General features: G+C 68.2%; 17 protein-coding genes. 6 read left to right on the top strand and 11 right to left on the bottom strand.

The features are described 5' to 3' along the window. Positions 1 to 53 precede the first annotated feature (53 nt). Positions 54 to 2,837: a DUF3857 domain-containing protein gene (locus E2E27_RS00475; protein ID WP_141456980.1), complete on the top strand. Its 2,784-nt coding sequence runs from the start codon at positions 54 to 56 to the stop codon at positions 2,835 to 2,837. Here the strand turns inward: E2E27_RS00475 and E2E27_RS00470 are convergent. After that, positions 2,834 to 3,556: a sigma-70 family RNA polymerase sigma factor gene (locus tag E2E27_RS00470; protein WP_141456978.1), complete on the bottom strand. Its 723-nt coding sequence runs from the start codon at positions 3,554 to 3,556 to the stop codon at positions 2,834 to 2,836. The genes E2E27_RS00475 and E2E27_RS00470 overlap by 4 nt on opposite strands. Continuing rightward, positions 3,553 to 4,419: an FHIPEP family type III secretion protein gene (locus E2E27_RS00465; RefSeq protein WP_234036279.1), complete on the bottom strand. Its 867-nt coding sequence runs from the start codon at positions 4,417 to 4,419 to the stop codon at positions 3,553 to 3,555. The genes E2E27_RS00470 and E2E27_RS00465 overlap by 4 nt, the downstream gene beginning before the upstream one ends. Positions 4,420 to 4,470: 51 nt before the next feature. Between E2E27_RS00465 and E2E27_RS00460 the strand changes: the two genes are divergently transcribed. From E2E27_RS00460 to E2E27_RS00450, 3 genes are read left to right on the top strand one after another with little or no spacing between them, the layout of a single operon-like run. Then, the gene (locus E2E27_RS00460) at positions 4,471 to 4,947 is read left to right on the top strand and encodes an EscU/YscU/HrcU family type III secretion system export apparatus switch protein (protein ID WP_234036126.1); all 477 of its coding nucleotides are present in this window, start codon (positions 4,471 to 4,473) and stop codon (positions 4,945 to 4,947) included. A gap of 30 nt (positions 4,948 to 4,977) precedes the next feature. Beyond that, positions 4,978 to 6,408 (top strand): flagellar filament capping protein FliD, encoded by a 1,431-nt coding sequence (gene fliD / locus E2E27_RS00455; RefSeq protein WP_141456972.1) that lies wholly within the window; start codon positions 4,978 to 4,980, stop codon positions 6,406 to 6,408. Positions 6,409 to 6,420: 12 nt separating this feature from the next. Continuing rightward, positions 6,421 to 6,786 (top strand): hypothetical protein, encoded by a 366-nt coding sequence (locus E2E27_RS00450; RefSeq protein ID WP_141456970.1) that lies wholly within the window; start codon positions 6,421 to 6,423, stop codon positions 6,784 to 6,786. A gap of 41 nt (positions 6,787 to 6,827) precedes the next feature. Here E2E27_RS00450 and E2E27_RS00445 read toward each other — a convergent pair whose 3' ends face one another. From E2E27_RS00445 to E2E27_RS00420, 6 genes are all read right to left on the bottom strand, one after another. Beyond that, positions 6,828 to 7,703, bottom strand: coding sequence for an alpha/beta fold hydrolase (locus E2E27_RS00445; RefSeq protein WP_141456968.1), 876 nt, complete (start codon positions 7,701 to 7,703; stop codon positions 6,828 to 6,830). Positions 7,704 to 7,771: 68 nt separating this feature from the next. Then, on the bottom strand, positions 7,772 to 9,310 hold the full coding sequence (locus E2E27_RS00440) for a lipopolysaccharide biosynthesis protein (protein ID WP_141456966.1): 1,539 nt from the start codon (positions 9,308 to 9,310) through the stop codon (positions 7,772 to 7,774). Further along, complete coding sequence (locus E2E27_RS00435; protein ID WP_141456964.1) at positions 9,303 to 10,427, bottom strand: GNAT family N-acetyltransferase; 1,125 nt, start codon at positions 10,425 to 10,427, stop codon at positions 9,303 to 9,305. The genes E2E27_RS00440 and E2E27_RS00435 overlap by 8 nt, the downstream gene beginning before the upstream one ends. Positions 10,428 to 10,490: 63 nt before the next feature. Continuing rightward, positions 10,491 to 11,321: an S-formylglutathione hydrolase gene (fghA, locus tag E2E27_RS00430; protein WP_141456962.1), complete on the bottom strand. Its 831-nt coding sequence runs from the start codon at positions 11,319 to 11,321 to the stop codon at positions 10,491 to 10,493. After that, the gene (locus tag E2E27_RS00425; protein ID WP_141456960.1) at positions 11,321 to 12,433 is read right to left on the bottom strand and encodes an S-(hydroxymethyl)glutathione dehydrogenase/class III alcohol dehydrogenase; all 1,113 of its coding nucleotides are present in this window, start codon (positions 12,431 to 12,433) and stop codon (positions 11,321 to 11,323) included. Before E2E27_RS00425 ends, fghA begins: the two co-directional genes overlap by 1 nt. Positions 12,434 to 12,452: 19 nt before the next feature. Further along, positions 12,453 to 12,638, bottom strand: a complete 186-nt coding sequence (locus tag E2E27_RS00420) for a C1orf53 family protein (RefSeq protein WP_141456958.1) — start codon at positions 12,636 to 12,638, stop codon at positions 12,453 to 12,455. 81 nt (positions 12,639 to 12,719) lie between these two features. Between E2E27_RS00420 and E2E27_RS00415 the strand changes: the two genes are divergently transcribed. Together E2E27_RS00415 and E2E27_RS00410 are read left to right on the top strand one after the other, a co-directional pair. Next, positions 12,720 to 15,212 carry a M1 family aminopeptidase gene (locus tag E2E27_RS00415; protein ID WP_181443506.1) on the top strand — a complete coding sequence of 831 codons (2,493 nt, stop codon included), beginning with the start codon at positions 12,720 to 12,722 and terminating at the stop codon, positions 15,210 to 15,212. After that, entirely contained in the window at positions 15,212 to 15,745 is a 534-nt protein-coding gene (locus E2E27_RS00410) for a DUF6702 family protein (RefSeq protein ID WP_141456956.1), read from the top strand. The genes E2E27_RS00415 and E2E27_RS00410 overlap by 1 nt, the downstream gene beginning before the upstream one ends. Before the next feature lies 1 nt (position 15,746). On the opposite strand, the gene E2E27_RS00405 is transcribed toward E2E27_RS00410, so the two are convergent. From E2E27_RS00405 to E2E27_RS00395, 3 genes are all read right to left on the bottom strand, one after another. Further along, positions 15,747 to 17,936: a putative bifunctional diguanylate cyclase/phosphodiesterase gene (locus E2E27_RS00405; protein WP_181443505.1), complete on the bottom strand. Its 2,190-nt coding sequence runs from the start codon at positions 17,934 to 17,936 to the stop codon at positions 15,747 to 15,749. Between the two features lie 78 nt (positions 17,937 to 18,014). Beyond that, the gene (locus E2E27_RS00400; RefSeq protein WP_141456952.1) at positions 18,015 to 19,949 is read right to left on the bottom strand and encodes a CshA/CshB family fibrillar adhesin-related protein; all 1,935 of its coding nucleotides are present in this window, start codon (positions 19,947 to 19,949) and stop codon (positions 18,015 to 18,017) included. A gap of 3 nt (positions 19,950 to 19,952) precedes the next feature. Then, positions 19,953 to 25,055 carry a hypothetical protein gene (locus E2E27_RS00395; RefSeq protein ID WP_234036125.1) on the bottom strand — a complete coding sequence of 1,701 codons (5,103 nt, stop codon included), beginning with the start codon at positions 25,053 to 25,055 and terminating at the stop codon, positions 19,953 to 19,955. Positions 25,056 to 25,066 lie beyond the last annotated feature (11 nt).

The following is a 25,066-nucleotide window of genomic DNA, read 5'->3' as shown; positions in this document are numbered from 1 at the left end:
GCAATATCTCTGGCTCCCGCTAGTCTGTGTGCCTGATTTCAGGGGGACTTTCGATGCGCTATCTCGCCGCCGCCTTGCTTGCGGGGACCGCCAGTGTGGCGGCTCATGCCGGGGAGACCGTGCTCTACGATGCCACCCCCGCCTGGGTCGAAGTCGCCCCAGTGGCGGCGCGCGCGGCGGGGTCGAAGGCGGTGATCGTGCTGCTCGACCAGCAGGCGCTGATCGAGGAAGGGCGGCTCACCACCTATGCCGACACCGCGATCGCACTCGATTCGCCCGAGGCGCTCACCCAGTTCGGCACGCTTCAGGCGAGCTGGATGCCCGACAAGGGCGATCTGATCGTCCACCGGGTCGAGTTGATCCGCAAGGGCGCGGTGATCGACGTGCTGGCGGGCGGCGCGCAGTTCGAGGTGCTGCGGCGTGAGGCGGGGCTCGAAAGCCGCCTCGTCAGCGGGGCGCTGACCGCGACGATGGCGGTGCCGGGGGCGAAGCTGGGCGATGTGCTGCGCTTGTCCTACTCCATCACCCTGTCCGATCAGGCGATGGGCGAGCATGTGCAGTGGCAGGCCGGGCTGTTGGCCGATCCCTTCCCGCTGGAAAAAGGCCGCGTCTCGGTCTCGTGGCCTGAGACTCTGCCCGTCACCCGGCTGAAATTCGGCAAGGCGGTGGTGGCCGATCCGGTGGCGAAGGACGGGTTCCTCACCTGGACCGCCGTGCTGCCCGCCCCCAAGGGCGACGAGATGCCCGGCGATGCGCCCGCGCGCTTCCAGATCGGGGAGCTGATGCAGGTGTCGACCTATGCCGATTACGCGGCGGTCTCGCGCAACCACGCCCCGCATTATGCCACCCAAGGCAAGGTCACGCCGGGCGGAGAGCTTGCCGCGCGGATCGCGGGGATTGCCGCGGCCAGCCCCGATCCGCTGACCCGCGCCTCGCTCGCCCTGCGGCTGGTGCAGGACGATATCAGCTATCTGATGAACGGCATGGCGGGCGGCAATTACATCCCGCAGAGCCCGGAAGAGACGTGGGAGAAGCGCTTCGGCGATTGCAAGGCCAAATCGCTGCTGCTGCTCACCATCCTGCGCGAGCTGGGGATTGAGGCCGAGGCGACGCTGGTGCGCACGCAGGGCGGCGATGCGCTGCCGGGGCTGGTGCCGATGCCGGGCAATTTCGACCATGTGATCGTGCGCGCGGTAATCGGCGGCACGAATTACTGGCTCGATGGCACCACCTCGGGCGTCAGGATCGACACCATCGACGAAGTGCCGCGCTTCTTCCACGCCCTGCCGCTGCGGATGGACGGGGCGGAGCTGATGCCGCTCGACACGCGGGTGCAGGCGACGCCCGACCGGACGGTGCGCGTGGCGCTGGATCACAGCGCCGGGCTGCTGGTGCCGGGCACCTTCGATCTGACGGTCGAATATCGTGGCGCGATGGGCGCCTTCTGGCGCAGCTTTGCCGATCAGGGCACCGACGAGATGCGCAAGGCCGCCGTCAGCGCCGAGGCCGGGCAGGTGATCGGCGAGGTGCAGGTGATCGACCACGCGATCCGCTATGACGCGGACAAGGGCATCGCCACGATCACCGCACGCGGGATCATCGACAGCGCGTGGGAGCGGGACGGCAAGGGTTACCGGCTCGAACCGCCCGCGCAGGCCGCGCGCGCGGTCGGCTTCCCGGCGGATCGGACACGGGCGGCATGGCGAGCGATCCCGGTCACGCTCAACGGGCCGGAATACAATACCAGCAGCGCCGAGATCCTGCTTCCCGACGATCTCGACGGGGTATCGCTCCAAGGGAGCACCGCGCCGGTCAGCGCGACCATCGGCGGGGTCGAGGTCGCGTCGGAAGCGAAGCTGGACGGGCGACGGCTGGTGGTGACGCAATCGATGCGCACGCGCGACGAGGAGCTCCCCGCCGCCGCGATCGGCACCGCGCGGCGCGATCTCAATCGCTTCGAGCGGCAATTGCCGGTGCTGCGAACCTCGGGCGACGTGCGCGAGCCGTGGGAATATTTCGGCAAGGACCGCGCGCGCCTCTCCGCGATCGAGGCACTCTATGACACAGCCGTCGCCCGCGCCAAGCCGGATGATGCCTATCCGCTGCTCAGCCGCGCCGCCTTCCGCAGCGCGATCTACGATCACACCGGCGCGCTCGCCGATGTCGAGGCGGCGATGGCCATCGCGGATTCGCGCGATTTGCGCCTCGCGCGGGCGGGGCTGCTGCGCGAACTGGGCGACATGGCGGGCGCGCTCGCCGATCTGGAAGAGGCCGAGGCGCTGCAACCCGATGGTTCGACCTATTACGATCAGATCGAATTGCTCGCGCTGCTGGGCCGACCGGCGGACGGGGTGGTGCTGGCCGAGGATTTCGACGCGCTCACCAAGGAACGCAGCGAAGGCGTGCAGGTGATGGCGACCGCGCTGGGCTGGCAGGGTGCGAGCGAGGAAGCGCTCGATCTGCTCGACGGGCTGGTGGCACAGCGGCCCACCGATGGCGCGCTGCTCAACACTGCCTGTTGGCAGGCGGCGATCTGGGCCAAGGTCGATGCTGCGCGGCTCGAGACCTGCACGCTCGCGGTCGAAAAAAGCGAAAACCCCTCGGTCGCGCTCGACAGCCGGGCGCTGGCGCATCTGCGGCTGGGCAATCTCGCGGCGGCCAAGGCGGATATCGACGCGGCGCTGCTGGCCGAGCCCGGTCAGGTCGAATCGCGCCTGCTGCGCGGGATCATCCGGCGCGAGATGGGCGATGCGGCAGGCAAGGACGAGATCGCGCTGGCGCTGAAGATGCGCCCCTCGCTGGCGGCAACCTACAAGGCTTACGGGCTTAAATTTTAAGAGGCTTCCAGCAGCCCGCGCAGATCCTTCAGCGCCTTGGCGCGCAGTTGGTGGACGCGCGGCACGCTGACTTCGAGCACCGCGGCGATTTCGGTGAGGTTGAGCTCCTCGACGAAGAACAACTGGAGCACCAGCTTCAGCCGGTCGGGCAGCTGCACCATCGCAGCGATCAGCCGCTCGCGGTCTTCGGACGCGCACAGCGCCTCGAACGGGTCTGGATCGTCGCTGGCGAAGGCAAGGCTGGTCTCGTCATAGGCATCCTCGATCGGGGTCAACCGCACGCCCGAGGCTTCGATGGCGAGCAGTTCGGCGTCGGAGACATCCATCGCGCGCGCGATCTCGGCGCGGCTCGGCTCGCGCCCCAGCGACCCGCGCAGCGCGGCAAGCGCGCGTTCGTAGCCCGATCGCCTTGCGCGGGCGGTGCGGCTGTCGTGCGCGACGCGGCGCACCTCGTCGAGCATCGCGCCGCGCACCCGGATCTTGGCATAGGCGGCAAAGCCGTCCTCGGTCGGCCCGGCGTGGCGCTGGGCGCATTCGGTGAGCGCGAGGATTCCGGCCTGCACCAGATCCTCGATCTCCAGCCCCTCGCGCCCGCGCCCGTTGATGTGCCAGGCGGTGCGGCGCACCAGCGGCAGGAAACGGCGTACGCGGTCTTCGACCTCGGCGCGCGACGGGGCATAGGGGGCAGGGTGAGCGAAACCGGCGTGATCGTGCTTCATGCGGCCATCCCCTCCGGCGCGGCGAGGGCGGGGGCCTCGGCCGGCGCGCCGATCGTGCCGACGACGGCGATCGGCTGGGCCGCGGGCAGTTCGGCGATGGACAGCACTAGACAGCGCGGCGCGCGGGTCTTGAGCAGCGCGGCGAGCGCGCGGCGGGCGGGCGGCTGGACGATCAGCGCGATGGGGCTGCGCTCCGCATCGGCGACGGCGTTGACTTCGCGCAGGATCATGCTGCCGCAATCGGGCTCGATCAGCGGCTGTCCGGTGGCCGGATCGACCATCCCGCCAAGGATCGCGGCTTCGAGCCCCGCATCGAGCGTGACGACCTTCAGCGCCTCGTCCGGGCCGACGATGCGTGCCACAAGCCGCGCCGAAAGGTCGGCGCGCACAGCGTCGATCACCGCGTCGAAATCGGTGGTGGTCTGGAGCGCAAGCGCCAGCGAGGTGAACAGCGGTTGCGGGTGCGACAGGCCGATCCCGTCGGCCAGCAGCGCACGCAGGGTGCGGGTCAGAGCGGGCAGCGGCAGCGGGTCGGGCGTCACCGCCTCGACCAGCGCGGGGCTGCGGGCCTTGAGCCCTTCCACCCAGTCGCGCACCTCGTCCGGGCCGAGCAGCTGGTGCGCTTCGGCCAGCAAGGCCTGATTGGCGTGGGTGGCGATGACCGAGGCCGGGTCGACAACCAAGAAGCCCTCGGCCACGGCATGATCGCGCGCGGCGGGTGCGATCCACAGCGCGGGGCAATCGAAGGAGGGATCGCGGGTCGGCTCGCCCGTGAGACCGTGGCCGGGGCGCACGTCGCCCGCGTCGATGGCGAGCAGCTTGCCGGGGCGCACGCTCCCGCGCGCGATGCTCACGCCCCCCATCAGCACGGCGTAATCCTGCGCCGCCAGATCGAGCGTGACAAGCGCCTGAAGATGAGCCTTCAGGAGATGAAGGAGGAGAACAAGCAGTCCGAAGGCTCGCCCGAGATGAAGAGCGCACGCCGCCAGCGCCAGCGCGATCTGGCGCGCGGGGGCGTGGCCAAGGCGATGCAGGAGGCGCAGTTCGTGATCGTCAACCCGCTGCACTTCGCGGTGGCGCTGACCTATGACCCCGCCCGCGCGCCCGCTCCGCTGCTGCTGTGCAAGGGCCGGGGCGAGACCGCGCTCGCGATGCGCGAGATCGCGGCCGAGCAGGGGCTGCCGGTGCTGGAATATCCGACCCTCGCCCGCGCGGTCTATTTCACCACGCGCCCCAACCAGATGGTGCGCGAGGAGCTCTATGTCGCGCTCGCTTCGCTGGTAGCTTTCGTGCTGGCATTGAAGCGCGGCCAGCGCCCGCGCCGCCCGCTGGTCGAGGTGCCCGAGGGCCTGCGTTTTGATGGCGACGGGAGGCCGCAAAACCATGCTTAAACATCCTCGCCCTGCGACGTTCTGACCGACATGGAAACCGCAGGCTCCTCGATCATCTCCGCGCTCGGCGCTGGCAGCGGCGTCGATTTCATCAAGCTCGCGTCGGACATTTCCGATGCGACCTTTGCCGCCCAGCGCAATCAGATCACCTCGCGGCAAAGCGCGCTGGAGGCGCAGGTCTCTGCCGCCGCGCAGCTGCGCAGCGCCGTCACCGGACTGGCCGCAGCGCTGGGTGACCGGGTGCGCACCGGCGATCTCGCCCCGCGCGGCGAATTGGCGAACCCTGCCGTTGCGCGTGTGAGCGTGCCCGCCGGGCTTGCCCCGCGCGGCAGCTTCAGCCTCGAGGTCACACAGCTTGCGCGCAGCCAGACGCTGCTCTCGCGCCCGCTCGCCAGCCGCGACGCGCTGGTGGGCGAGGGCACGCTGACGCTGCGCTTCGGCACCGTCGACGGCACGAATTTCGCCCCCGACGCGGCGCGCGCGGGTATCGACATTACCGTAACCGCCACCGACACGCTCGCCACGCTCGCCAGCAAGATTTCGCAGGCGACCGGCGGCGATGTGCAGGCCTATGTCGCCACCGGCACCGGCGGCGCGCAGCTGGTGATGAAGGGGCGCGAGGGCGCGGCGAACGGCTTCGTGCTCGAAGCGAGTGGCGCGGGCGGCGGCGCGGTGGCAGGCGATCTCGAATATCTCGGCTGGAGCCCGGCGACCAACACCACCCAATTGCAGCAGACCGCGCGCGATGCCGCGCTGACGCTGGACGGGGTGGCGATGACCAGTCCGACCAACCGGATTACCGGGCTGCCGGGCGGCTTCACGCTCGACCTTACCGGCACGAACATCGGCGCGCCGACGACGCTCAGCTTCGGCACCAGTTCGGCTGCGATCACCAGCGTGATGGAAGACTTCGTCGCCGCGCTCAACGATATCGTCGGCCAGGTGGCCGATCTCGCCGCACCGATCGGGGGCGAGCTTGGCAATGACCCCGGCGCGCGCGAATTGCGCCGCGATCTGTCGGGCCTTTCGGCGCGGGTGGTGATGCCCGGCGCGACCGGGGACGAGCCGCGCACGCTCGCCGATCTCGGGCTCGCGCTTAACCGCGACGGCACCTTCCGGCTCGACAGCGCGCGGCTGACCCGTGCGCTCGAGACCACGCCCGATGCGGTCGCGGCGATGTTCACCACCGGGGTCACAGGCGTGTTCGCCACGATGGACCGCTTCGCGCGCGAGAACAGCCTGATCAGCGATCCCGGCACGCTGGGCGGATCGCTGCGCCGTTACGAAAGCCAGCTGGCCGCCAGTGCCGAGCGCCTCTCCGACATCGCCGAGCAGCAGGAGGCCCTGCGCGAGCGTCTGACACGCCAGTTCACCGCGTCCGAACGGCGGGTCGCGGCCTCGCAGACGACGCTCGATTTCCTGCGCCAGCAGGTCGACATCTGGTCGGCGCGGGATCGGTAAGGAGCGCCAGTGATGCAGATGCTCAGCCGCAACCCCGCCGCCGCCTATCGCCGCGTCGCGCTCGAAGCGCGGATCGAGGCGTCGGGCGGGGCCGATCTCACGCGGATCTGTCTGGAAGAGGCGCAGGCAGCGATCGGCCATGCGCTGATCGCGCTGGAACGCGGCGCGCCGGTCCCGCGCGAGCCGCTGACCCGCGCGCAGACGATCATGCTGTGGCTCGCCGGATCGGTCGCGCCCGGACACCCGCTGGGCGCAAGCCTCAAGGCGTTTTACGGTGGGCTGGCGGGACAGATCGCCGACAATATCCGGCAGGCCGAGGCGGGCGCGCTGATGCGCATCCGCGGCGATATCGGAGATCTGCTTACGGCGACAGGGTGAATCGGCTGAAATGTTTCACGTGAAACATTGCAGGAACATCATCAATCTTCGATAAAGCCCGCAATGATCCGCGCAGCGTCCGCCGGATCCTGAAACGGGTGGAAATGGGTCATGTCGGGGCGGTGAAGGTCGGTCCCCTGTGGCAGTATTCTGGCGAGTTCAGGCCAGGTCGGCGAGCTTTTGAAATCGGTCAGATTGGTCTGCCGCGCGCGCACCACCAGCACCGGAATCTCGACCGCGCGCGCCGCTTCCAGAATTGCGCCGTTGCTGCGGCTGGAGGCATAGACGCTGGCTTCGACCTCGGGCGTGCAGGCGAGCTCGATGCCCTCTCCCGATGCAGCGGGGACGAGGCCGTGGCGGCAGTAATCCTCGAACACGCGGACGTCGAACAGGTCGTAGGGGTCGCGCGCCCGGAAGCGCTCCATCATCGCCTCGGCGCTTGCGAAATCGCGCTTGCGGCGGATCGCGGGGTGGGGGTTGTCGGCGGTGAAGGCCGTTTCTGCCGCCGCGTAATATTCCGGCGCGAGGATGACGGGATCGAACAGCACCAGCCGGGCAAAGCGCCCCGGCGCGTCGGCGGCGACTTGCAGCAGCGTGTGTGCGCCCATCGAGTGGCCGATGCCGACCGCGCCCGACAGGCCCGCCTGCGCCAGAAACTCGCCGACATCGCGCGCCACTATCCGCCAGTCGTCGATCGGCCCGGCGCGCGACTGGCCGTGGCCGCGCAGGTCGATGGCGTAGGCGGGGTGATCGGGGAAGCGCGCGATAATCGCGTCGAACACCCGGCCATGAAAGCCCGTTGCATGGGCGAAGACCAGCGGCACTCCGTCGCCGTGCGAGGCCCATTCGTGCACCGCCAGCGCGATGCCGCCGGTGGGGTAGAAACGGGTGACGGGATCGGGCCGGGCGCTGCTCATCCCCCGTCACAAGAGCATCGCGCCCGGGGTGTCAATTGCACAGCTTTGACAGGGGGGGCGGGGCGGCCTCAGGCCAGCGGGAGCGCTTCGGCAGCCTCGTCCGCGTGGCTGCGGTTGCGGGCAAATCGCAGCGCCTCGGCCAGACGATCGGGCGCGATCAGGTGGAGCGCGCCGCCATAGAGGCCCACGCCCAGCACCACCGCCAGCGCCAGCGCGGCGATATCGGGCAGCGGCGGCAGCACGGCGAGCAGCAGCGCCACCCCGCCTGCCATCGCCAGCGCGGCGGTGAGCGGCGGCAGGATCGCGCGGACAAGGCCGCCGATGGTGACGCCGATGATCCGGCCCGACAGCCGCACCGTCGCCAGCATCAGAACCGCCATCCCGCCGACCCAGCCCCAGGCAAAGCCGGTCAGCCCGAAATGCGAGCCGATGAAGAACGCGCCCGGCATCACCACGCTGCCGATCATCGTGATCCTCAGCGCCGCCATCGGCACCCCGCTGGCATTGGTGGCGGGCGCGAACAGGATTTGCAGGGTCATCATCGCCATCGCCGCCGACAGGATCGGCAGGAGCGGCACGATCTCGAGCCACTGGCTGCCCAGCAAGACCGGCACCAGCACCGGAGCGACCACGGCGATCCCGGCATAGGCGGGCAGGGCGACCAGCATCACCAGCCGCACCGTGGCAAGCAGCGCCGGGGCGATCAGCTGGCCCTGCCCCTCGCCCTGCTGGCGCGAATAGGCGGCATAGGCGACCTCGTTGATGGGCGGCACGAATTTGGAGGCGAGCAGCTGCGCCAGGAACAGCCCGGTGGTGTAAACGCCCAGCGAATGCGGATCGAGCACGCGTCCGGCGATCATCACGTCGGCCTGGCTCTGCACGAACCAGAAGATCTGCGTCGCCGTCATCACCCCGCCGAAGCCCGCGATGTGGCCCGCGCCGGCGAAGCGGAAGCTCGGGCGGATCGGCGCGCGCGCGGCTCTGGTCATGCCGACCGCCTCGGTCAGCAGCATCGTCATCGGCGCGGCAACCAGCGTCCACACGCCCCAGCCGCTCAGCGCGCCGGTGAGCGCCGTGCCCGCCCCCACCACCGCCGCAGCCAGACGCACCTGCGCCGGACGACGGAAATCCATCCGCCGCGCAAGAATCGCGTGGGACAGCGCGGTAAAGGGCACCGCGAGATAGAGCAGCGCCTGCACCCGCAAGAGCTGCGCCACCATCGGCTCCTCGAACCACAGCGCCACCAGCGGCGCGGCGAGGAACTGGGTCAGCGACAGGCCGAAATTGAGCAGGATCAGCATCCCCAAGGCCTGCCGCAGCCGTTCCTCCGAGACGTGCTCCTCGCGGATCAGCGCGCTCGCCAGCCCCCAGCCGTTCATGGTGCTGAGCAGCACCAGCATCACCTGCGCCATCGCAAACAGCCCGTAATCCTGCGGGGCGAGCAGGCGGATGACGATCAGCGTCGAACACCATGAGACGATCTGGGTCAGCACCTGGCTGCCCGAACGCCAGATCACCGCCGATCGCACCTGCGCGGCGAGCGAAGGCGGGGCCTGGACCGGCGAGAGCGGCGGGGCGCCGAGCAGATCGGGATCGGCTTCAGCCATGCGCGGCCTGTTCCGGCGTGATCGCCAGTGTGGCGGGCGAGGGGGCGGGCAGGGCAGGGCCCCACGCCTTCGCCAGCAGCGCAGCCGCCGTGCCGCTGTGCACGAACAGCAGATCGACCATGTCATAGCCCGCCACCGCGCCCATCATCCGCTTGTAGCCGGTATCGCCGACGCCGAGGTCCATGACGCTCTGCCCCTCGGCGATGGCGTCCGCGACGGCGCGGTAATTGGCGAGCCTGCCGATGCCGAGGTGCTTGAGGTCGTCGGCATAGCTTCCGGCGATGCCATATTGCACCGCGCCGTCATCGAGATCGAAGCTGAAGGCGACCTGGCGATCATCGAGCAGCAGGATCGTGGCGGAGAGGTTTTCGGCGAGCACGGGATCGCCGAGCGCATTCTGCCACACGGCGCGCTGGGCGGGGGTCATGAACTTCGCGCCGCTGCCGTCGGTGGTCTGGCCGATCCAGCTTTGCGCTTCGATCCGGCCGAGATTCTCCAGCACGCCGCTGTTCCACTCCGCCCCCCGGACATGACGCCAGCGCGGGGTGCCGAGGGCTTCGAGCTTGCGCCACGCCGCGCGCAGCTTGCGTGCGCTGGCGGCGCTTGGCCAGCCGCGCGTGCGGGCGGCGGCGAGGTCGATCACCCAGCTCGTGCCCGCCGGGCGTGCGAGCACGCTCCAGCCCGCAAGCTGGGCAGCGGCGATCAGCAGGGTGGTGGCCGGGCCGTCGGCGCGCGCCGGGCCGACGCGCCACACCGGACCGAGGCTGCGGGCGACTTCGCGGTTGAGCCTGCGGTCGAGCGCATGGGCGAGCTCCACCGCGGTGCAATCGGGCGCGATCAGCGGGCTGCGAAGTGGCCAATAGGACCCCGGCACCTTGCGCGCGCGGGCCATGGCCGGGCCGAAGGGGATGGTGGGAATTGCGGCAAGCAGCGCTCCATCCGCTTCGCGCCGCAGCAGCAGCGTGCGGCCTGCTTTCGGCGCGGGCGCGGCATACCATGCGGCGCGCAGAAAGCTGTGTCCGGCAAGGTTGCGGGCAGCGAGCGCGTCGATTTCAGGCGGGAAGCCCTCCACCGCCGTGACCGTCAACCGGTCCGCTGCAATCCTGCTTTCGTACATGACCTGTTCCGGCGCCGATTCCGGCTTAGGCGCGGATCATAAAGTTACGGTGTAACCAGCGGGTTAACCAAGCCTTGCGGCGTGCCAGGCGATGTGATCGGCCATGAAGGTCGAAATGAAGAAATAGGAGTGGTCGTAACCCTCCTGCATCCGGATATCGGCGGGGATGCCAGCCGCCTCGCAGGCGGCTTCGAGCAGTGGCGTGCGCAGCTGTTCGGTGAGGAAATTGTCGGCGGTGCCCTGATCGACCAGCAGGTCGGGAAGCCGCGCGCCGCCTTCGATCAGCGCGACTGCATCGTGCTGCGCCCAAGCCGCGCGATCCTCGCCGAGATAGCGGCTGAAAGCCTTCTCGCCCCACGGCACCTGCGAAGGCGCACAGATCGGGGCAAAGGCGCTGACCGAGCGGAACCGGTCCGGATTGCGCAAGCCGATGGTGAGCGCGCCGTGGCCGCCCATCGAATGGCCGGTGATCCCCTGCCGCGCCATGTCGGCGGGGAAGTTCGCGGCGATCAGCGCGGGGAGTTCGTCCTCGATATAGCTGCGCATCCGGTAGTGCTGCGCCCACGGCTCCTGTGTGGCGTCGAGATAGAAGCCTGCGCCCTTGCCGAAATCGTAAGCCTCATCATCGGGCACATCCTCGCCGCGGGGGCTGGTGTCCGGGGCGATGAAGATCACGCCATGCCGCGCGCAGGCTGCGCGATATTCGCCCTTTTCCATGACATTGGCATGGGTGCAGGTGAGGCCCGAGAGATACCACAGCACCGGCAGCTTCGCGCCCGGCGCATGGTCCGGCACGAACACCGCGAAGGTCATGCCGGTGCCGGTCGCGATGCTGGCGTGGGTGTAGACGCCCTGCGTCCCGCCGTGGCTGCGGACTTGCGAGACGGTCTCCATCAGAACACGACGACAGAGCGGATCGACTTGCCTTCGTGCATCAGGTCGAAGGCGGTGTTGATCTCCTCGAGCCCCATCACGTGCGTGATCATCGGGTCGATCTCGATCTTGCCGGTCATGTACATGTCGACGATCTTGGGAACGTCCGTCCGCCCCTTGGCGCCGCCGAAGGCCGTGCCGCGCCAGTTGCGCCCCGTCACCAGCTGGAACGGACGGGTGGCGATTTCCTTGCCCGCTTCGGCCACGCCGATGATGACCGAGGTGCCCCAGCCGCGGTGGCAGGCTTCGAGCGCGGTGCGCATCACGTCCGTGTTGCCGGTGGCATCGAAGGTGTAATCCGCCCCGCCATCGGTCATTTCGACCACCTTGGCCACGGTCTCCTCGCGGCTCATGCCCTTGGAATTGAGGAAGTGGGTCATGCCAAAGCGCTTGCCCCATTCCTCGCGGTCGGGGTTGATGTCGACCCCGATGATGAGGTTCGCCCCCGCCAGCCGCGCACCCTGAATGACGTTGAGGCCGATCCCGCCGAGGCCGAACACCACGACATTGTCGCCGACCTGCACTTTTGCCGTGTTGGTCACCGCGCCGACCCCGGTGGTGACACCGCAGCCGATGTAGCAGGCGCTCTGGAACGGCGCGTCCTCACGAATCTTGGCGACCGCGATTTCGGGCAGGACGGTGAAGTTCGAGAAGGTCGAACAGCCCATGTAGTGGTAGATCGGCTGGCCCTTGTAGGAAAAGCGCGTGGTGCCGTCGGGCATCAGCCCCTTGCCCTGCGTCGCGCGGATCGCGGTGCACAGATTGGTCTTGCCGCTGAGGCACGACTTACACTGGCGGCATTCCGGCGTGTAGAGCGGGATCACGTGATCGCCCGGCTTCACGCTGGTGACGCCTGCTCCCACTTCGCGCACGATGCCTGCGCCTTCGTGGCCCAGCACGCTCGGGAAGATGCCCTCGGAGTCGAACCCGTCGAGGGTATAGGCGTCGGTGTGGCAGATGCCGGTCGCCATGATCTCGACCAGCACCTCGCCGGCCTTGGGGCCTTCCAGATCGAGCTCGACGATTTCGAGCGGCTTCTTCGCTTCAAAGGCAACGGCGGCGCGGGTTTTCATCAGCAAAATCTCCGGTGAATCAGCGGCCGTGCGGTACGGCTTCGTGATCGTAAGGGCAATGGCGGCAACCCGACCCGCAGCAGCTGCCGCGCTCCAGATGGGCGAGCCGCGTGAACACGGTGTAGCCGGTTTCGGGATCGCGATAGGTGCTCTCTCCGCGCGCGCAGGCGGCTTCGTGCAGGGCTTGCCAGTCGGGAGAGGTCATCGCCTGCGCGACCTAGGACAAAAGTGTCCGCGATGCCATGCACGACATGAAATTGCGCACCTTGGCAGGATAACGGGTTGCATGACCCGCGCTTTTGCGCTCTCAAACCCGCCTGCCACTCATACCCGGAGAACGCCCTTGCGTTTCGTGCTGTTTGTCGCCGCCCTGTTTTTTGCCGTTCCCGCCGCCGCGCAGGGCATTCAGCAGACCAAGGGGAATTACGAGGACAAGTTCCGCCAGCTCGACGAGGTGCTGCCCGACGCCAACACCTACCGCAACGCCAGCGGCGCGCCGGGGCATGAATATTGGCAGCAGAAGGTCGATTACACGATCGCAGCCGAGCTCGACGAGGCCCGTCGCCGCATCACCGCGCGCGAGACGGTGCGTTACACCAACAACTCGCCCGATGCGCTGCCGTGGCTGTGGATGCAGCTCGACCAGAATATCTTCAAGCGCGATTCGATGGCCGAGCTGACCGATGCCTTCGGCGGCCCCGGCCGGCGCGGGCCCAAGGTCACGCTGGGTTCGGGGAGCGAGCCAACCAAGCTTTCGATGGAAGAGCTGCGCCGCCAGCAGGCGATGGCCGATAACGACTACGGCTACGACATCACCCGGGTGGCCCTGCTGGACGGCGCCGCGCTGCCGCACACCATCGTCGGCACGCTGATGCGCATCGACCTGCCCGAACCGCTTGCGCCGGGGCAGAGCGTCGAGTTCGCGATCGACTGGGCGTTCAACATCGTCGAGGAAGACGCGGTCAGCGCGCGTTCGGGCTACGAACATTTCCCCGACGATCCGCGGAAGGGCGGCAACGACATTTTCCTGCTCGCGCAGTGGTTCCCGCGCATGGTGGTCTATTCGGACTACGAAGGCTGGCACAACAAGGAGTTCTTGGGCCGGGGTGAATTCACGCTCGAATTCGGGGACTACACGGTCGATCTGACCGTGCCCGACGATCACATCGTCGCCGCCACCGGCACGATCCAGAACCCCGATCAGGTGCTCACCGCAGCCCAGCGCCAGCGGCTGGAAGCAGCCAAGAACGCCGATGCGCCGATGTTCATCGTCACCCCGCAGGAAGCCGCCGCCGCCGAAGCGGGCAATCCGCGCGGCACCAAGACCTGGCGCTTCGCCGCACAGAACGTGCGCGATTTCGCCTGGGCCTCCAGCCGCAAGTTCATGTGGGACGCGCAAGGCCACAAGCAGCCCGGCGCCGAGCACGAGACCGTGATGGCGATGAGCTTCTGGCCCAAGGAAGGCGGCGACCTGTGGAAGAAGTATTCCACCGCCGCCGTGGTCCACACCATGAAGGTCTATTCGCGCTTCAGCTTCGACTATCCCTATCCGGTCGCGCAGTCCGTCAACGGGCCGGTCGGCGGGATGGAATATCCGATGATCACCTTCAACGGCCCGCGCACCACCCTGAACAAGGATGGCAGCCGCACCTATTCGCTGGCGGAGAAGATGTTCCTCGTCGGCGTGGTGATCCACGAGGTCGGGCACATCTATTTCCCGATGACCGTGAACTCGGACGAGCGCCAGTGGACCTGGATGGACGAAGGGCTCAACTCCTTCCTCGATTCGGTCGCGGGCTACGAGTGGGATCCGAACATGCCCTGGACCCGCAGCCTCGCGCGCGATCTGGTGCCCTACATGGTGTCGAACAACCAGCAGCCGATCATGACGCAATCGGATTCGATCACCGATCTCGGCTCGAACGCCTATGGCAAGCCGAGCGCGGCCTATCACGTGCTGCGCGACACCGTAATCGGGCGCGAGCGCTTCGATTTCGCACTGAAGGAATATGCGCGCCGCTGGAAGTTCAAGCGCCCGACGCCCGCCGACTTCTTCCGCACCATCGAGGAAGCCAGCGGCACCGATCTCGACTGGTTCTGGCGCGGGTGGTTCTACACCACCGATCACGTCGATATCAGCCTCGACACGATCTACCGCCTCAAGATGGACACGAAGAATCCCGACATCGACCTGCCGCGCCGCCGCCGGGAAGCGGCGGACGAGCCGACCCCGATCGGGATCCAGATCAACGAGCAGCAGGGCCTGCCGATCTGGGTGCTCGAAAACCCCGGCGTGACCGATTTCTACGATAAGAATGACCAGTTCACCGTCACGCCCAAGGACAAGAAAAGCTACACCGATTTCCTCGACGGGTTGCAGGCGTGGGAGCGTCAGGCGTTCGAGCGCGCGGTGAAGGAGGATGCGAATTACTACGTCCTCAACTTCTCGAACAAGGGCGGGCTGGTGATGCCGATCATCCTCGGCCTCACCTTCAAGGACGGTTCGACCGAGAAGCTCAACATCCCGGCCGAAATCTGGCGCCGCAATTCCCGCGAGGTTGCCAAGCTGCTGGTCTATCCGAAAGACAAGGAGCTGGTGCAGGTCGTGGTCGATCCCGATTGGGAGACGGGTGATGCAGACCTCGAGAACAACCACTACCCGCGCCGCATCATCCCCAGCCGGGTCGAGGCCTTCAAGGATGAGGCATCGAAGTCGCGCGTCAGCCGTGATCTGATGGGCGAGGCGGCGGGGGCCGAGCCGGACAAGAAGCGCAAGTGATGCGGCGCTTCTGGCTGCTGCTGCTGGCGCTGGTGCTCGCTCCTCTCGGGGTGGGAACGGCGCTGGCGCATCAGCAGAAATTCGCGATCACCACCATCGCTGCTAACCCGCGCACCGGGATGATCGAGATCGCGCATCAGGTGCCGGTGCACGATGCCGAGCACGCTCTTACGGTGCAGCGGACGGGCAATGCCGACCTCCACAATCCCGACATCATCGGCAGCGAAGAAAGCCGCGAGGCCTTTGCCCGCTATGTCACCCGGCGGTTCCTGCTCCAGATCGATGGCGAAGTCGTGATCCCCGATCTCGTCGGCAGCGAGATCGATGGCGGGAGCCTGTGGGTCTATCAGGAAATCCCGATTCCCGCCGGAGGGCCCGCGGCAGGCGCGGTGCAGCTGCGGGTCAATTCGCAGATCCTCACCGATGTCTGGGCGCGGCAGGAAAACCGGGTGAATATCGGCGCCGGCACCAGCCCGGTCACCTTTATCTTCCACGCCGGTGACGCGCCGGAAGAAGCCGAGCTGAAGCGCTGAATCAGGCCCGGCGGCGGGCGGGTTCCTCGGCTTCGGCTTCGGCGGCCCGCGCGCGCAGGTCCGCCAGCCGCGCGGGGCGGCCATAGCGATAGCCCTGCACATGGCGGCACCCGATCGCGCGCAGGAAGGTCTCCTGCTCCTCGGTCTCGACCCCTTCGACCACCACCCGCAGGCCCAGGCTGTGGCCCATCTGCACGATCGCCTGAATGATCAGCCGTGCCTGATGATCCTCCCCGATCGCGGCGATGAAATCGCGCTCGATCTTGACCTTGTGGATCGGGAAGGCGCGCAGGTGGGTGAGCGAGGAAAAGCCCGTGCCGAAATCGTCGAGGCAGATCGTGAAGCCGCATTCGTCGAGCATCGCGAGCGAGGCGCGCAGCTGGCCGCCCGCGTCGATCAGCATGGTCTCGGTCACTTCGATGGTGATATTGTGCGGGGTGAGGTCGCTGTCATCGATCACGTCGATCAGATGGCGCACGAAATCGCCCTGCCTCAGGTCGGCCTCCGACAGGTTGATCCCGATCCGCGTGTCCGGCCCATACAGGTCGAGGATCGCAGGCCCGTCGGCGACCACCTGATCCAGCATCACGCGGCTGACCCGGCGCGACAATTCGGGGTCGAGCAGCGCGGCGAAAACCTCGCTCGCGGGGATCATCGCGCCGTCATCGCCGCCGAGCCGCAGCAGGGCCTCGACCGAGACGACCTTGCCGGTATCGAGCGCCAGGATCGGCTGATAGGCTGCCAGCACGCGGCCATCGTTGAGCGCGCTGCGCAGCATCGCGATGGCGCGCTGGCGATCGGACTGGCGCGCTTCGATCTGCTGGTCCCAGCACACCACCGAGCCACGCCCCTCTTCCTTGCCGCGATAGAGCGCAAGATCGGCGCGCCGCATGATCTCCTCGCTGCTCGCCGGTGTGGTCATGTGCGCAACGCCGCAGGTCGCCCCGATCCGCAGCATCGCGTTGCCCAGCGGCGGCAGCGTGCCGAGATCGACGAGCAGGTCTTCGAGGAAGGCCGTCACCTCCGCCAGCGGCATCGCGGGCGGGAACAGCAGGGCAAACTCGTCCCCGCCCCAGCGCGCCAGCAACATGCCGGAGCCGGTGCGCTGGCGCAGCCGGAGCGCGATGGTTTCCAGCACCCGGTCGCCGACCAGATGGCCGAGCGTGTCATTGACATCCTTGAACCCGTCGAGATCGATCAGCGCGATTGTCACCGGCTCGCTTTCCACCCGCTGCATCGCCCGCGCCAGTCGCCGGTCGAAGGTCGCCCGGTTGTAGAGCCCGGTCAGCCGGTCACGCTCGGCGGCGCGTTTCAGGGCGACATTGCGCAGATGTTCCTCGGTGCAATCGAGGATGATGCCCGCAACGCATTCGGGCTTGCCATCGACATCGATCCGCTCGCCCACCACGCGGATGCGCCGCCGCTCGCCATCGCGGCGGCGGATCGAGGTTTCGAACATGAACGGCTTGCCGTCCACCAGCGTGTCATCCATCGCCTTGCTGACCATCGCGCGGTCTTCGGGCTGATAGAGCTGTACGACATCGCGCACCTTGATCGAAGGGCCGGGTTCGAGCCCGGTGATGGCGAAGACCTGATCGGACCAGACAAGATCCCCGCTGGCCATGTCGACCCGCCAGCTGCCGACATTGACCGCGCGTTCGGCCTGCCGGAAGATCTGGGTGGATTGCTGGAGCGCGGCGTTGGCAAGGCTGAGCGCGCGGGTGCGGGCGTGGAGCGCGAGGCTCTGCTCGGCCATTTCCGCCAGCATCGCCAGCGGCGCGACCTGATCGGGGGTGAAGGCATCGGGCTCTGGCGATATGACGCACAGCGCTCCCAGCACCATGCCGTCGTCCGCCCGGATCGGCACGCCGAGATAGGAGCGGATATGCGGCGGCCCGGTCACCAGATCGCTGTCCGCCATGATCGGATCTTCGCGGGCGTCGCGGATCAGCAGCGGCCTTTCGTTGAGCACGCAGGCGGCGCAGAAGGAATCCTCAATCGGGGTTTCGGGCAAGTCGACCCCGGTGCTGCCGAGGAACCATTGGCGGTCCTCCTCGACCACCGAGAGCAGCGCGATCGGGCAATCGAGGATGCTTGTCGCCAGCAGGGTGATGCGCGAAAACAGGTCGCGATCGGGAATCGCGTCGAGCCCGAGATTGCGAATGGCATCGAGGCGGGGAACGGGGTGCACGCCGCGATCTATTGCCTGCAAGGCTTTAAGAAATCGTGCGACCCGATAAGCGTAATTGCGTCTGTACGGCGCCCCGGCCTACTGCACCCGCGCGCGGAACCGGATCGTGAAACTGGGCTGGATGGTGCCGCTGCTGGCAGCATTCATGCGCCCTGCGGGGGTGATGCGGATCGCCCGCACGGCCGGATCGAAGGCGCCGGTCGGGGTGTAGGTGTAGGGCCCGGATCCGGTCGCGTTCGACGAAAAATCGACCATCGTGGCCGCATTGAAACTCGACAGCCCGCTGGAAGGCGATCCGTCGGTGAAGGTCACCGGCGTGCCCGTGGCGAAGGCCATGTCGGCCGGCATGAGATCGATGATTTCGATCGAGGCGGTGTCCGGGCGTCCTATGCCGACATTGCGCACGGTGATGGCATATTCGACCACCGCACCGGGGATCAGCTTGGGATTGAGCGTGCCGTTGACCGGATCGGAGATCAGCACGCTGGACTTCTCGACCACCAGCACCGCCGTCGCCCGGCGGGTGTTGGTAATGGTGCAGGTTACGGTATCGCCCGGCTGCAGGACGATCGGTCCGCCGATGGTGCTCGGCAGGACGGTGGTCGATCCGCTGGCCGCATTGGCGCAGGCGAGCACGGCATTGTAGTTGCCGAGGCTGGTGGTGCCTGCCCCGATCTCGTCGACGCTATAGGTCACGCCGCTGACGAGCTGCACCAGCCCGGTATCGCCGGTGCCGCTGTTGATCGTGCTGCTCGATCCCGATGTGGTGGAGGAGGCGAACACGGTTTCGCCCTCCATGATCCGCACGGTGAACTGGTCGGTGGAAAAGCGGCGCGAGGATCCCATCGCCTTGCGCACCCGCAGCCGGGGCTGCGCGCCGACGGTATAGGTGCACACCAGATACTCGCCGAATTGCAGCTGGCCGATGGTGGTGCCGGTGGCGGCGAGATTGTTTGGCAGCGCGGCGCGCGTTGTCCCGGCGGTGTTCACGCAGGTCAGGCTGCTGACATAGGCCGAAAGCGGGCTGGCGCTCCCCGCCGCCATGTCGAGCGCGAGACTGAGCGGGAGCCCGGCCGACATGTTGAGCGGCGCGGCGGTGAACGGCCCGCCGCCGCTGCCGCTGGTCGTCCCGCCATTGAGCGTCGCGCCGGTGATCGCCGAGGTGATGCGGTAATTGAACTGGTCGGCGGCGTTCGCGCGCGCGCCGTTGATCCGGGTTTCGAGCCGGATGGTGGCAAAGCGCACCGCGAACATCACCCCCTGCAAGCCGCCCGCCTGCGTCTCCACCGTGACGCTGGTGGGACTGTTGCTGCCGAGGATATGCGCCCCGACCGTGCCGGCCTGTCCGCCGATGGTGACCGTGCCCGTCCCGACCCCGCTGATGGTCGGGAAGGTCGATCCGCTGATCGGATTGACCGCGTCGAGCAATTGCCAACCGCCGCCATTGGTCGTCATCCGCAGGCTTTCGCTCTGGTTGGTCGATTCGGCATCGGCGACGACGAAGGAATAGACCGTCGCGCTCGCGCCCACGGGCGGGGTGACGGTGATGTTCGACAGGGTGATGGTGCGCGTGCCAGCGCTGGCGGTGTAGAGGATGGGGCGCCCGGGAATGCCCATGAACGCGGTGTTGCCGATCGCCGCCCCGGTCCATGATGGCGCGGTGACGGCATTGTAGGCGGTGGTCGTCCCCGTCACCCGCGCATTGAAGCTCAGCACCGAACCATCGGGCAGGGTGAAGGTGAGGTTCTGGCCCGCCGCCGTGCGCGCGGTCGCATCGTTGTAATTGGTGAGGTTGAGCCAGCAATAGGTCTGCCAGCTGGCAGGCGCGGTGCCCTGCGTGGCGGCCTGTCCGCAATTCTGCGCCATCGCCGCCGGGCTCCACATCAGCGCGACGAGCAGCGCGAGTCCGGCCAGCATCCGGCGGACAGGGAACAAGGCGGCGATCATGCGCCGGGCATAGGAAATCGTGGTAAATACGTAGTTAGCAAACCGGCTGGAGGCTGCGCTGTCCATCGCTTACCTCCCCAGTCCGAGGAAGCTGAAGCTGTCGGCATCGAAGGCCATCCGCACCGCCGCGAAAACGCCCTTGTCGGTGTTGCGCGCGGCGCGGAAATCGGCGTCGCGGAAGCCTTCGACATTATAGCCCAGCGTCAGCAGCATTCCCTTCACCGGAGTCACGCCGACGGTCGGGCCATAGGCGAAGCTGGTCACTTCGTCGGTGAGGTTGGAACGCACCGTCGCGCTCGCCCCGATCTCGAACCGCTCGCCGATCCCGATGCGCCCGTCGGCCCCGACCAGCACCGAGGTGCCCGAAAACTCGGTGCCCTCGAAGCGGTCGAGATTGTGCCGCGCGCCGAGGAACAGCGCGAATTCGTGGCGGCGCACTTCGGCCCCGCCCTCGTCCCCGCGCGGGGTGAGGTTGGCGGAGAGGCTGGCGACCAGACGGCGTGCCGTGGCATCGCCATCGACCACCAGCGCGGTGCGGCCTGCACCGCCTGCGCCGCCGATTTCGCCCGCCACGCCGCCGGTGATCCGGTCGGACCGGAACTCCAGCCGTCCGAGCATGGCGAGCGGCGCGCCGTCGGGGCGGTGCGCAAAGGCGATGCTGGCATCGAGGATCTCGGCCTTGGCACCGGTCGGGGAATCCGACAGCGTCCAGGTGATCCCCGACCCGACGAGGCTGCCTTCGCCCAGCTGGCGGATCGCGCCGAACTGCGCGCCCTTGCGGTCGGCGGTCTCGCCATCGCGCATCTCGCCGCGCGCGGTGACGCTCCAGCGGTCCTTGCGCCAGGCGATGCCGAAGGTGACGGCGGTGAAATCCTCGAACAGCAGGCCGCCGGTCAGCTGGCCGCCGCTCGCCGGGGGCTGGGCGGGGTTGATGACGCCTGCGGTGCCGGGGTTGCCGCCGATCGTGCGGTTGCCGTCCACCGTGGCGTCGATGGTGAAGTGCTGGTCGATTTGCAGCGTCTGCGACAGGCCGAAGGCGGCAAAGCTGCGGGTGCCGTTTTCGCCGATGGTCTCCTCGCCCAGCGTGGTGACGATCTGCCCGCCCTGCCACGGCGCGACTTCGATCCCGCCGCGCAGCTGCCGCGCCTTGAGGGTCTCGCCCTCGGCCAGTTCATAGGTGCCCACCAGCCGCACGTCCTGCGTGATCGCATAGCGCAGGCCGAGCCGGTGGCGCGCGGGCAGATCGAGGCTTTCGCTCTGGCCCAGTGCTACGGCGGTCCCGGCGGACAGCTCCAGCCGGTTGCCGAACAGCCGCTGGGTCGCACCCGCTTCGAGCACGGTCGAGGCGGCGGTGGAGCCATCGGCGAGGCGATCGTCGAAATGGGTGATGCCGAGGCGCAGATCGGTGTTGAGGCCGGTGCGCGTGAACTGCCCCTGCACGGCGCGGCGGCGGACCGTGTCGGTCAGGCTGTCGTCCTGCCACAGGCTGCCGGTGAAGGTGAACCGCTGGCTCAGCAGCACCCGCCCGTCGACCCCGATCTTGCGGCGCCCGCGTTCGGCGGCGTTTTGCTGGCCGATGCCGTAATCGGCGTCGATCTGGCGGGCATAGGCGAGCAGATCGAGGCTGGCGGTCTGGTGCTGCGCTTCGACCAGCCAGCCGGCGGCGGCCTCGCCCTCGCGGCGGCTGACGCCCAACTCGGCGCGGATTTCGGTGTTGTCGCCGACGCGAGCGAGCAGATCGACCGCGCCGATATCGGTGCGCTGCACTTCGCCACTGCGGGTTTCGAGCCCGGCATCGCTGATCGCGGTCGCGCCGATGCGGATCGCGCCGTCATCGCTGGTCCAGTCGGCGCGCACCCCGGCGTTCCACTCCGCCGCGCCCGCGCCGTCGGTTTCGAACTCGATCACGATGAATTGCGGGTTCAAGTTCTCGTCACGGCTGAGCACCGGGGCGGCAAAGCTGATCGTGCCCGAAAGGAGGTCGATGTCGTAATCGACGAAGCGCGTCAGCTCGCGCGCCGAGACGATCAGCTCGGGGCGGAAGCGGTCGCGCACTTCGATGGTCACGCGTTCTGAATTGGCGAGGATGCGGCGGCTGGCGAGGCTGTAGGGGCCGGAAATGCCCTGGCCCTGGATTTCCTGCCGCTGGAACCGGCTGGCGATCTCTGCGGCAAAGCCCTGCGCCTTGATCCCGCCGACCCGCGCCTCGCCCTTCACGCCGGTGGCGGTGCGGTTGTAATTGGCAAGGCGGGTCTGGTTGAAGGCGGTCTGGAAGTCGCCGTAGAGCGCGTAGAAGGTCGCGGTCTCGATGCGGACATAGAGCTTTTCGCGGCTGGCGGCATCGAACTGGCGGGCCGAGGCATCGCCGAAGACGGTGTAATAGGCCTGCGGGTCGATCGCGCCGAGCACGCGCTGGTCTTCGCGCTGCTTGGCGCTGTCATAGGCGAGGGTGAGCAGATATTTGCCCAGCACCCGGCCCTTGGCATAGAGCGCGACGCGCGCATCATCGCCCAGATCGCTGTCGAACTGCCCGGCGCGCTCCATGTTGTCGGCGACCGAACGCGCGCCCACCGTGCCTTCGGCAAGGCCGACGATGGTCCATTCGATATCGCCCGGCTCGATCCAGGTCTCGAGCTCCTGACGGCGGGTGATCGTGCCGTCGTCGAAGGCGAAATCGAGCCGCAGCGAGCCGCTCACCATGGTCGGCGCGAGCTCGATGCGGGCGATGCCTTCCTCGCCCTCGATCACCCAGCGCGCGGCGATGGGCGCGGTGCCGGTCAGCTGGTTCAATTGCTGGCGGTCGATCTGCTCGGCGCTCTGGTAAGGGGCGTTGAGCGTAAAATTGCCCGAAATGCCTTCGCGCAGCGGGCGGCCGTTGCGGTCGAGCACGCGGATCGCGACCACCGGGCGGGTGCGCCCGTCGGCGACGAGGTTCGAGAGCGCAGGCAGGAACTCGACCTTGGCGGGCGTGCGGGTGAAGAACACCTCGCGGGTGAAGGTCTTGGAGACTTCGCCGAAGGAGTTGAGCACGCGCGCTTCGACCATCGTGCGCTCGTTCTCCAGCGGCACGCCGCGCCACTGGCTGACGGCATATTTGCCGCGCTCGGGCGTCTGGGTGCCGTCGAAGGCGAGCGGATCGACCGGCTTGCCGTCGACCAGAAGCTGCACGCTCTGCCCGCGGCGGTGGCGGATCGCGACGCGGATCGCGGGCGCGCGCGGGTTGGCGTTTTCGGTGGGGCTGAGGAAGCCATCCTCGCCATCGCCCATTGCGAGGTAATCGTCGGGCGCGGCGGTGGGCTGCGCGGGGTTCGCGGGGGCGGAGGGAGCGGCTTCGGGTGCGGACGGGGCCGCGGCTGCCGCAACCGGTGAAGCGCCTTCCGGCAACACCGCGTGGAAATCCGCGACCACCAGGCTGCCGCCCTGTCCGATCGCGAAGCGCGAGATCGCGCTGCCCGCGTTGCGGGTCGAGGCCGAGCAATCGACCATCCGCGCGCCCTCGGGCAGGGTCATGCGCGAGACCTGCACCACGTGGGTGCCGGGCACCACGCCTTCGAAGTGATAGCGCCCGTCGGCATCGGTGACCGCGAAGCTGCCGTCTTCCAGCATCACGCGGACGCCAGCAATACCAATGCGTTGCGCTTCGTCGAGCGTGCAGGCCCCGGCGGTGATGCGGCCGATGATGGTCATGCGGTCGGCGATGCCTTCGCGCACCACGTCGACCGCCGCGCTCGCACGCACCTGACGGCCGAGAGCGTCGCGTGCCAGCGCATCGTTGAGCGCGCGGCCCGGCTGCGCATCGGGGCGCACGGTCATCGCATAGGTCACCCGCGCGCTCGCTCCGGCAGCGATGTCGCCGAGCGCGATGGTCAGCACGCGGCCATCGGGAGCGATCGTCACCGCCCCCGGCGCGGCGGCGGTGCCGTTGATGCGGATCGTGTCGGGCCGCAGCCGCAGCCAGCGCGAAGGCGTATCGGTGATCGTCACCGCGCGCTTGACCCGCGCCGGATCGGCGTTGCGCACGGTGACGGTATAGAAGATCGCATCGCCCGGCGCGGCATTGACGCGCGAGGCTGTCTTGGTGAGGGCAAGGTCGATGCCGGGGCGGTCGACCGGAATGTCGATCTCGTAGGGGATGGGGCTGTCGAGCACGAAGGTATCGCCGAACGACCCTTCGCGGATCACGTGCGGCCTGCCGTCAGGACGGGTGACGCGCGCTAGCAGCTCGCGCGGGGCGGCAGAGGGCGCGGTGTAGGGAGTGGGCGGATCGACCACCAGCCGGTATCGGCCCGTCGCGGTGAGCGGGAACCAAAACTCGCCCGGCCCCATCATCACCGTTCGTCCGGCGCCATCGGTGATGTCGCTGCCGGAGATAACCGTTGAAGGCCAAGGGGTTGTCCCGTCCTCGGCAAAGACCGTCGCTGCCGCACCGGTGGCGGCATCGACCAGCGTGACGCGCGCGCCATCGACCGGTTCGCCGGTTTCGCTGTCGAACACCACGCCGAAGGGATCGACCAGCACGGCAACGTCGGTCTGCACCAGGATGGTGTCGCTGCCCGGCGCCATCGCGGCCACGGTGATGCGCGAATCCGCCCCTACGCTGAGGCGGCAATCTTCCTGCACCAGCGGCGGGGGAATGCGGAAGGTGTCGATCACGCCGGTGAACACGCCGCTGTCCGGGGCGGTTTCGAACACGGTCATGGTTTCGCGGTCGCCTTCGAGGCTGGTAAGCACCACGGAAAGGCTGTCGATCGCGTCGGGGTCGCGGTTGGCGCTGGCCGCGGTCACTTCGAAGAACAGCGGCTCGCCTCCGCGCAGGCGGTCGGTCGGCTGGACGATCGAGGTGTTGAGCGCCGAGGTCGCACCCGGATTGGGGCTGACAGCGGTGCGCGCCGACGAGCGGCCGGTTTGCACCGGGCTGCTGCCGGTACTGCACACCGGCGAACGGTAGACCAGTTCCGAACCCGTGCCCGGTGCGCGCCGGAACACCCGGATCGCGGGCGGGGCGGGCGGGGCGAGGCTGACGTCGAACCGGACCGGATTGCTCGTGATCCGGCGGCTCGATCCGTCAGCCTCCCAGGTGGCTTCGGCGATGTTGGTGATGGTGCGCACGCCGGCGCCGTCAGTGGTCTGCGCCGATGCCCCTCCCTGCCACGCGCCAAACGGCAGCAGCACTGCAAAGAGTG

It is taken from the genome of Porphyrobacter sp. YT40 (assembly GCF_006542605.1).
In the GTDB taxonomy this organism is placed as follows: domain Bacteria; phylum Pseudomonadota; class Alphaproteobacteria; order Sphingomonadales; family Sphingomonadaceae; genus Erythrobacter.
This window is presented reverse-complemented; position numbering and strand designations above follow the sequence as displayed.

Coding starts and splice junctions, on each gene's coding strand:
- E2E27_RS00475 (WP_141456980.1), top strand. CDS start 54: ATGCGCTATCTCGCCGCCGCCTTGCTTGCGGGGACCGCCAGTGTGGCG.
- E2E27_RS00470 (WP_141456978.1), bottom strand. CDS start 3,556: ATGAAGCACGATCACGCCGGTTTCGCTCACCCTGCCCCCTATGCCCCG.
- E2E27_RS00465 (WP_234036279.1), bottom strand. CDS start 4,419: ATGGGGGGCGTGAGCATCGCGCGCGGGAGCGTGCGCCCCGGCAAGCTG.
- E2E27_RS00460 (WP_234036126.1), top strand. CDS start 4,471: ATGAGCCTTCAGGAGATGAAGGAGGAGAACAAGCAGTCCGAAGGCTCG.
- fliD (WP_141456972.1), top strand. CDS start 4,978: ATGGAAACCGCAGGCTCCTCGATCATCTCCGCGCTCGGCGCTGGCAGC.
- E2E27_RS00450 (WP_141456970.1), top strand. CDS start 6,421: ATGCAGATGCTCAGCCGCAACCCCGCCGCCGCCTATCGCCGCGTCGCG.
- E2E27_RS00445 (WP_141456968.1), bottom strand. CDS start 7,703: ATGAGCAGCGCCCGGCCCGATCCCGTCACCCGTTTCTACCCCACCGGC.
- E2E27_RS00440 (WP_141456966.1), bottom strand. CDS start 9,310: ATGGCTGAAGCCGATCCCGATCTGCTCGGCGCCCCGCCGCTCTCGCCG.
- E2E27_RS00435 (WP_141456964.1), bottom strand. CDS start 10,427: ATGTACGAAAGCAGGATTGCAGCGGACCGGTTGACGGTCACGGCGGTG.
- fghA (WP_141456962.1), bottom strand. CDS start 11,321: ATGGAGACCGTCTCGCAAGTCCGCAGCCACGGCGGGACGCAGGGCGTC.
- E2E27_RS00425 (WP_141456960.1), bottom strand. CDS start 12,433: ATGAAAACCCGCGCCGCCGTTGCCTTTGAAGCGAAGAAGCCGCTCGAA.
- E2E27_RS00420 (WP_141456958.1), bottom strand. CDS start 12,638: ATGACCTCTCCCGACTGGCAAGCCCTGCACGAAGCCGCCTGCGCGCGC.
- E2E27_RS00415 (WP_181443506.1), top strand. CDS start 12,720: ATGACCCGCGCTTTTGCGCTCTCAAACCCGCCTGCCACTCATACCCGG.
- E2E27_RS00410 (WP_141456956.1), top strand. CDS start 15,212: ATGCGGCGCTTCTGGCTGCTGCTGCTGGCGCTGGTGCTCGCTCCTCTC.
- E2E27_RS00400 (WP_141456952.1), bottom strand. CDS start 19,949: ATGGACAGCGCAGCCTCCAGCCGGTTTGCTAACTACGTATTTACCACG.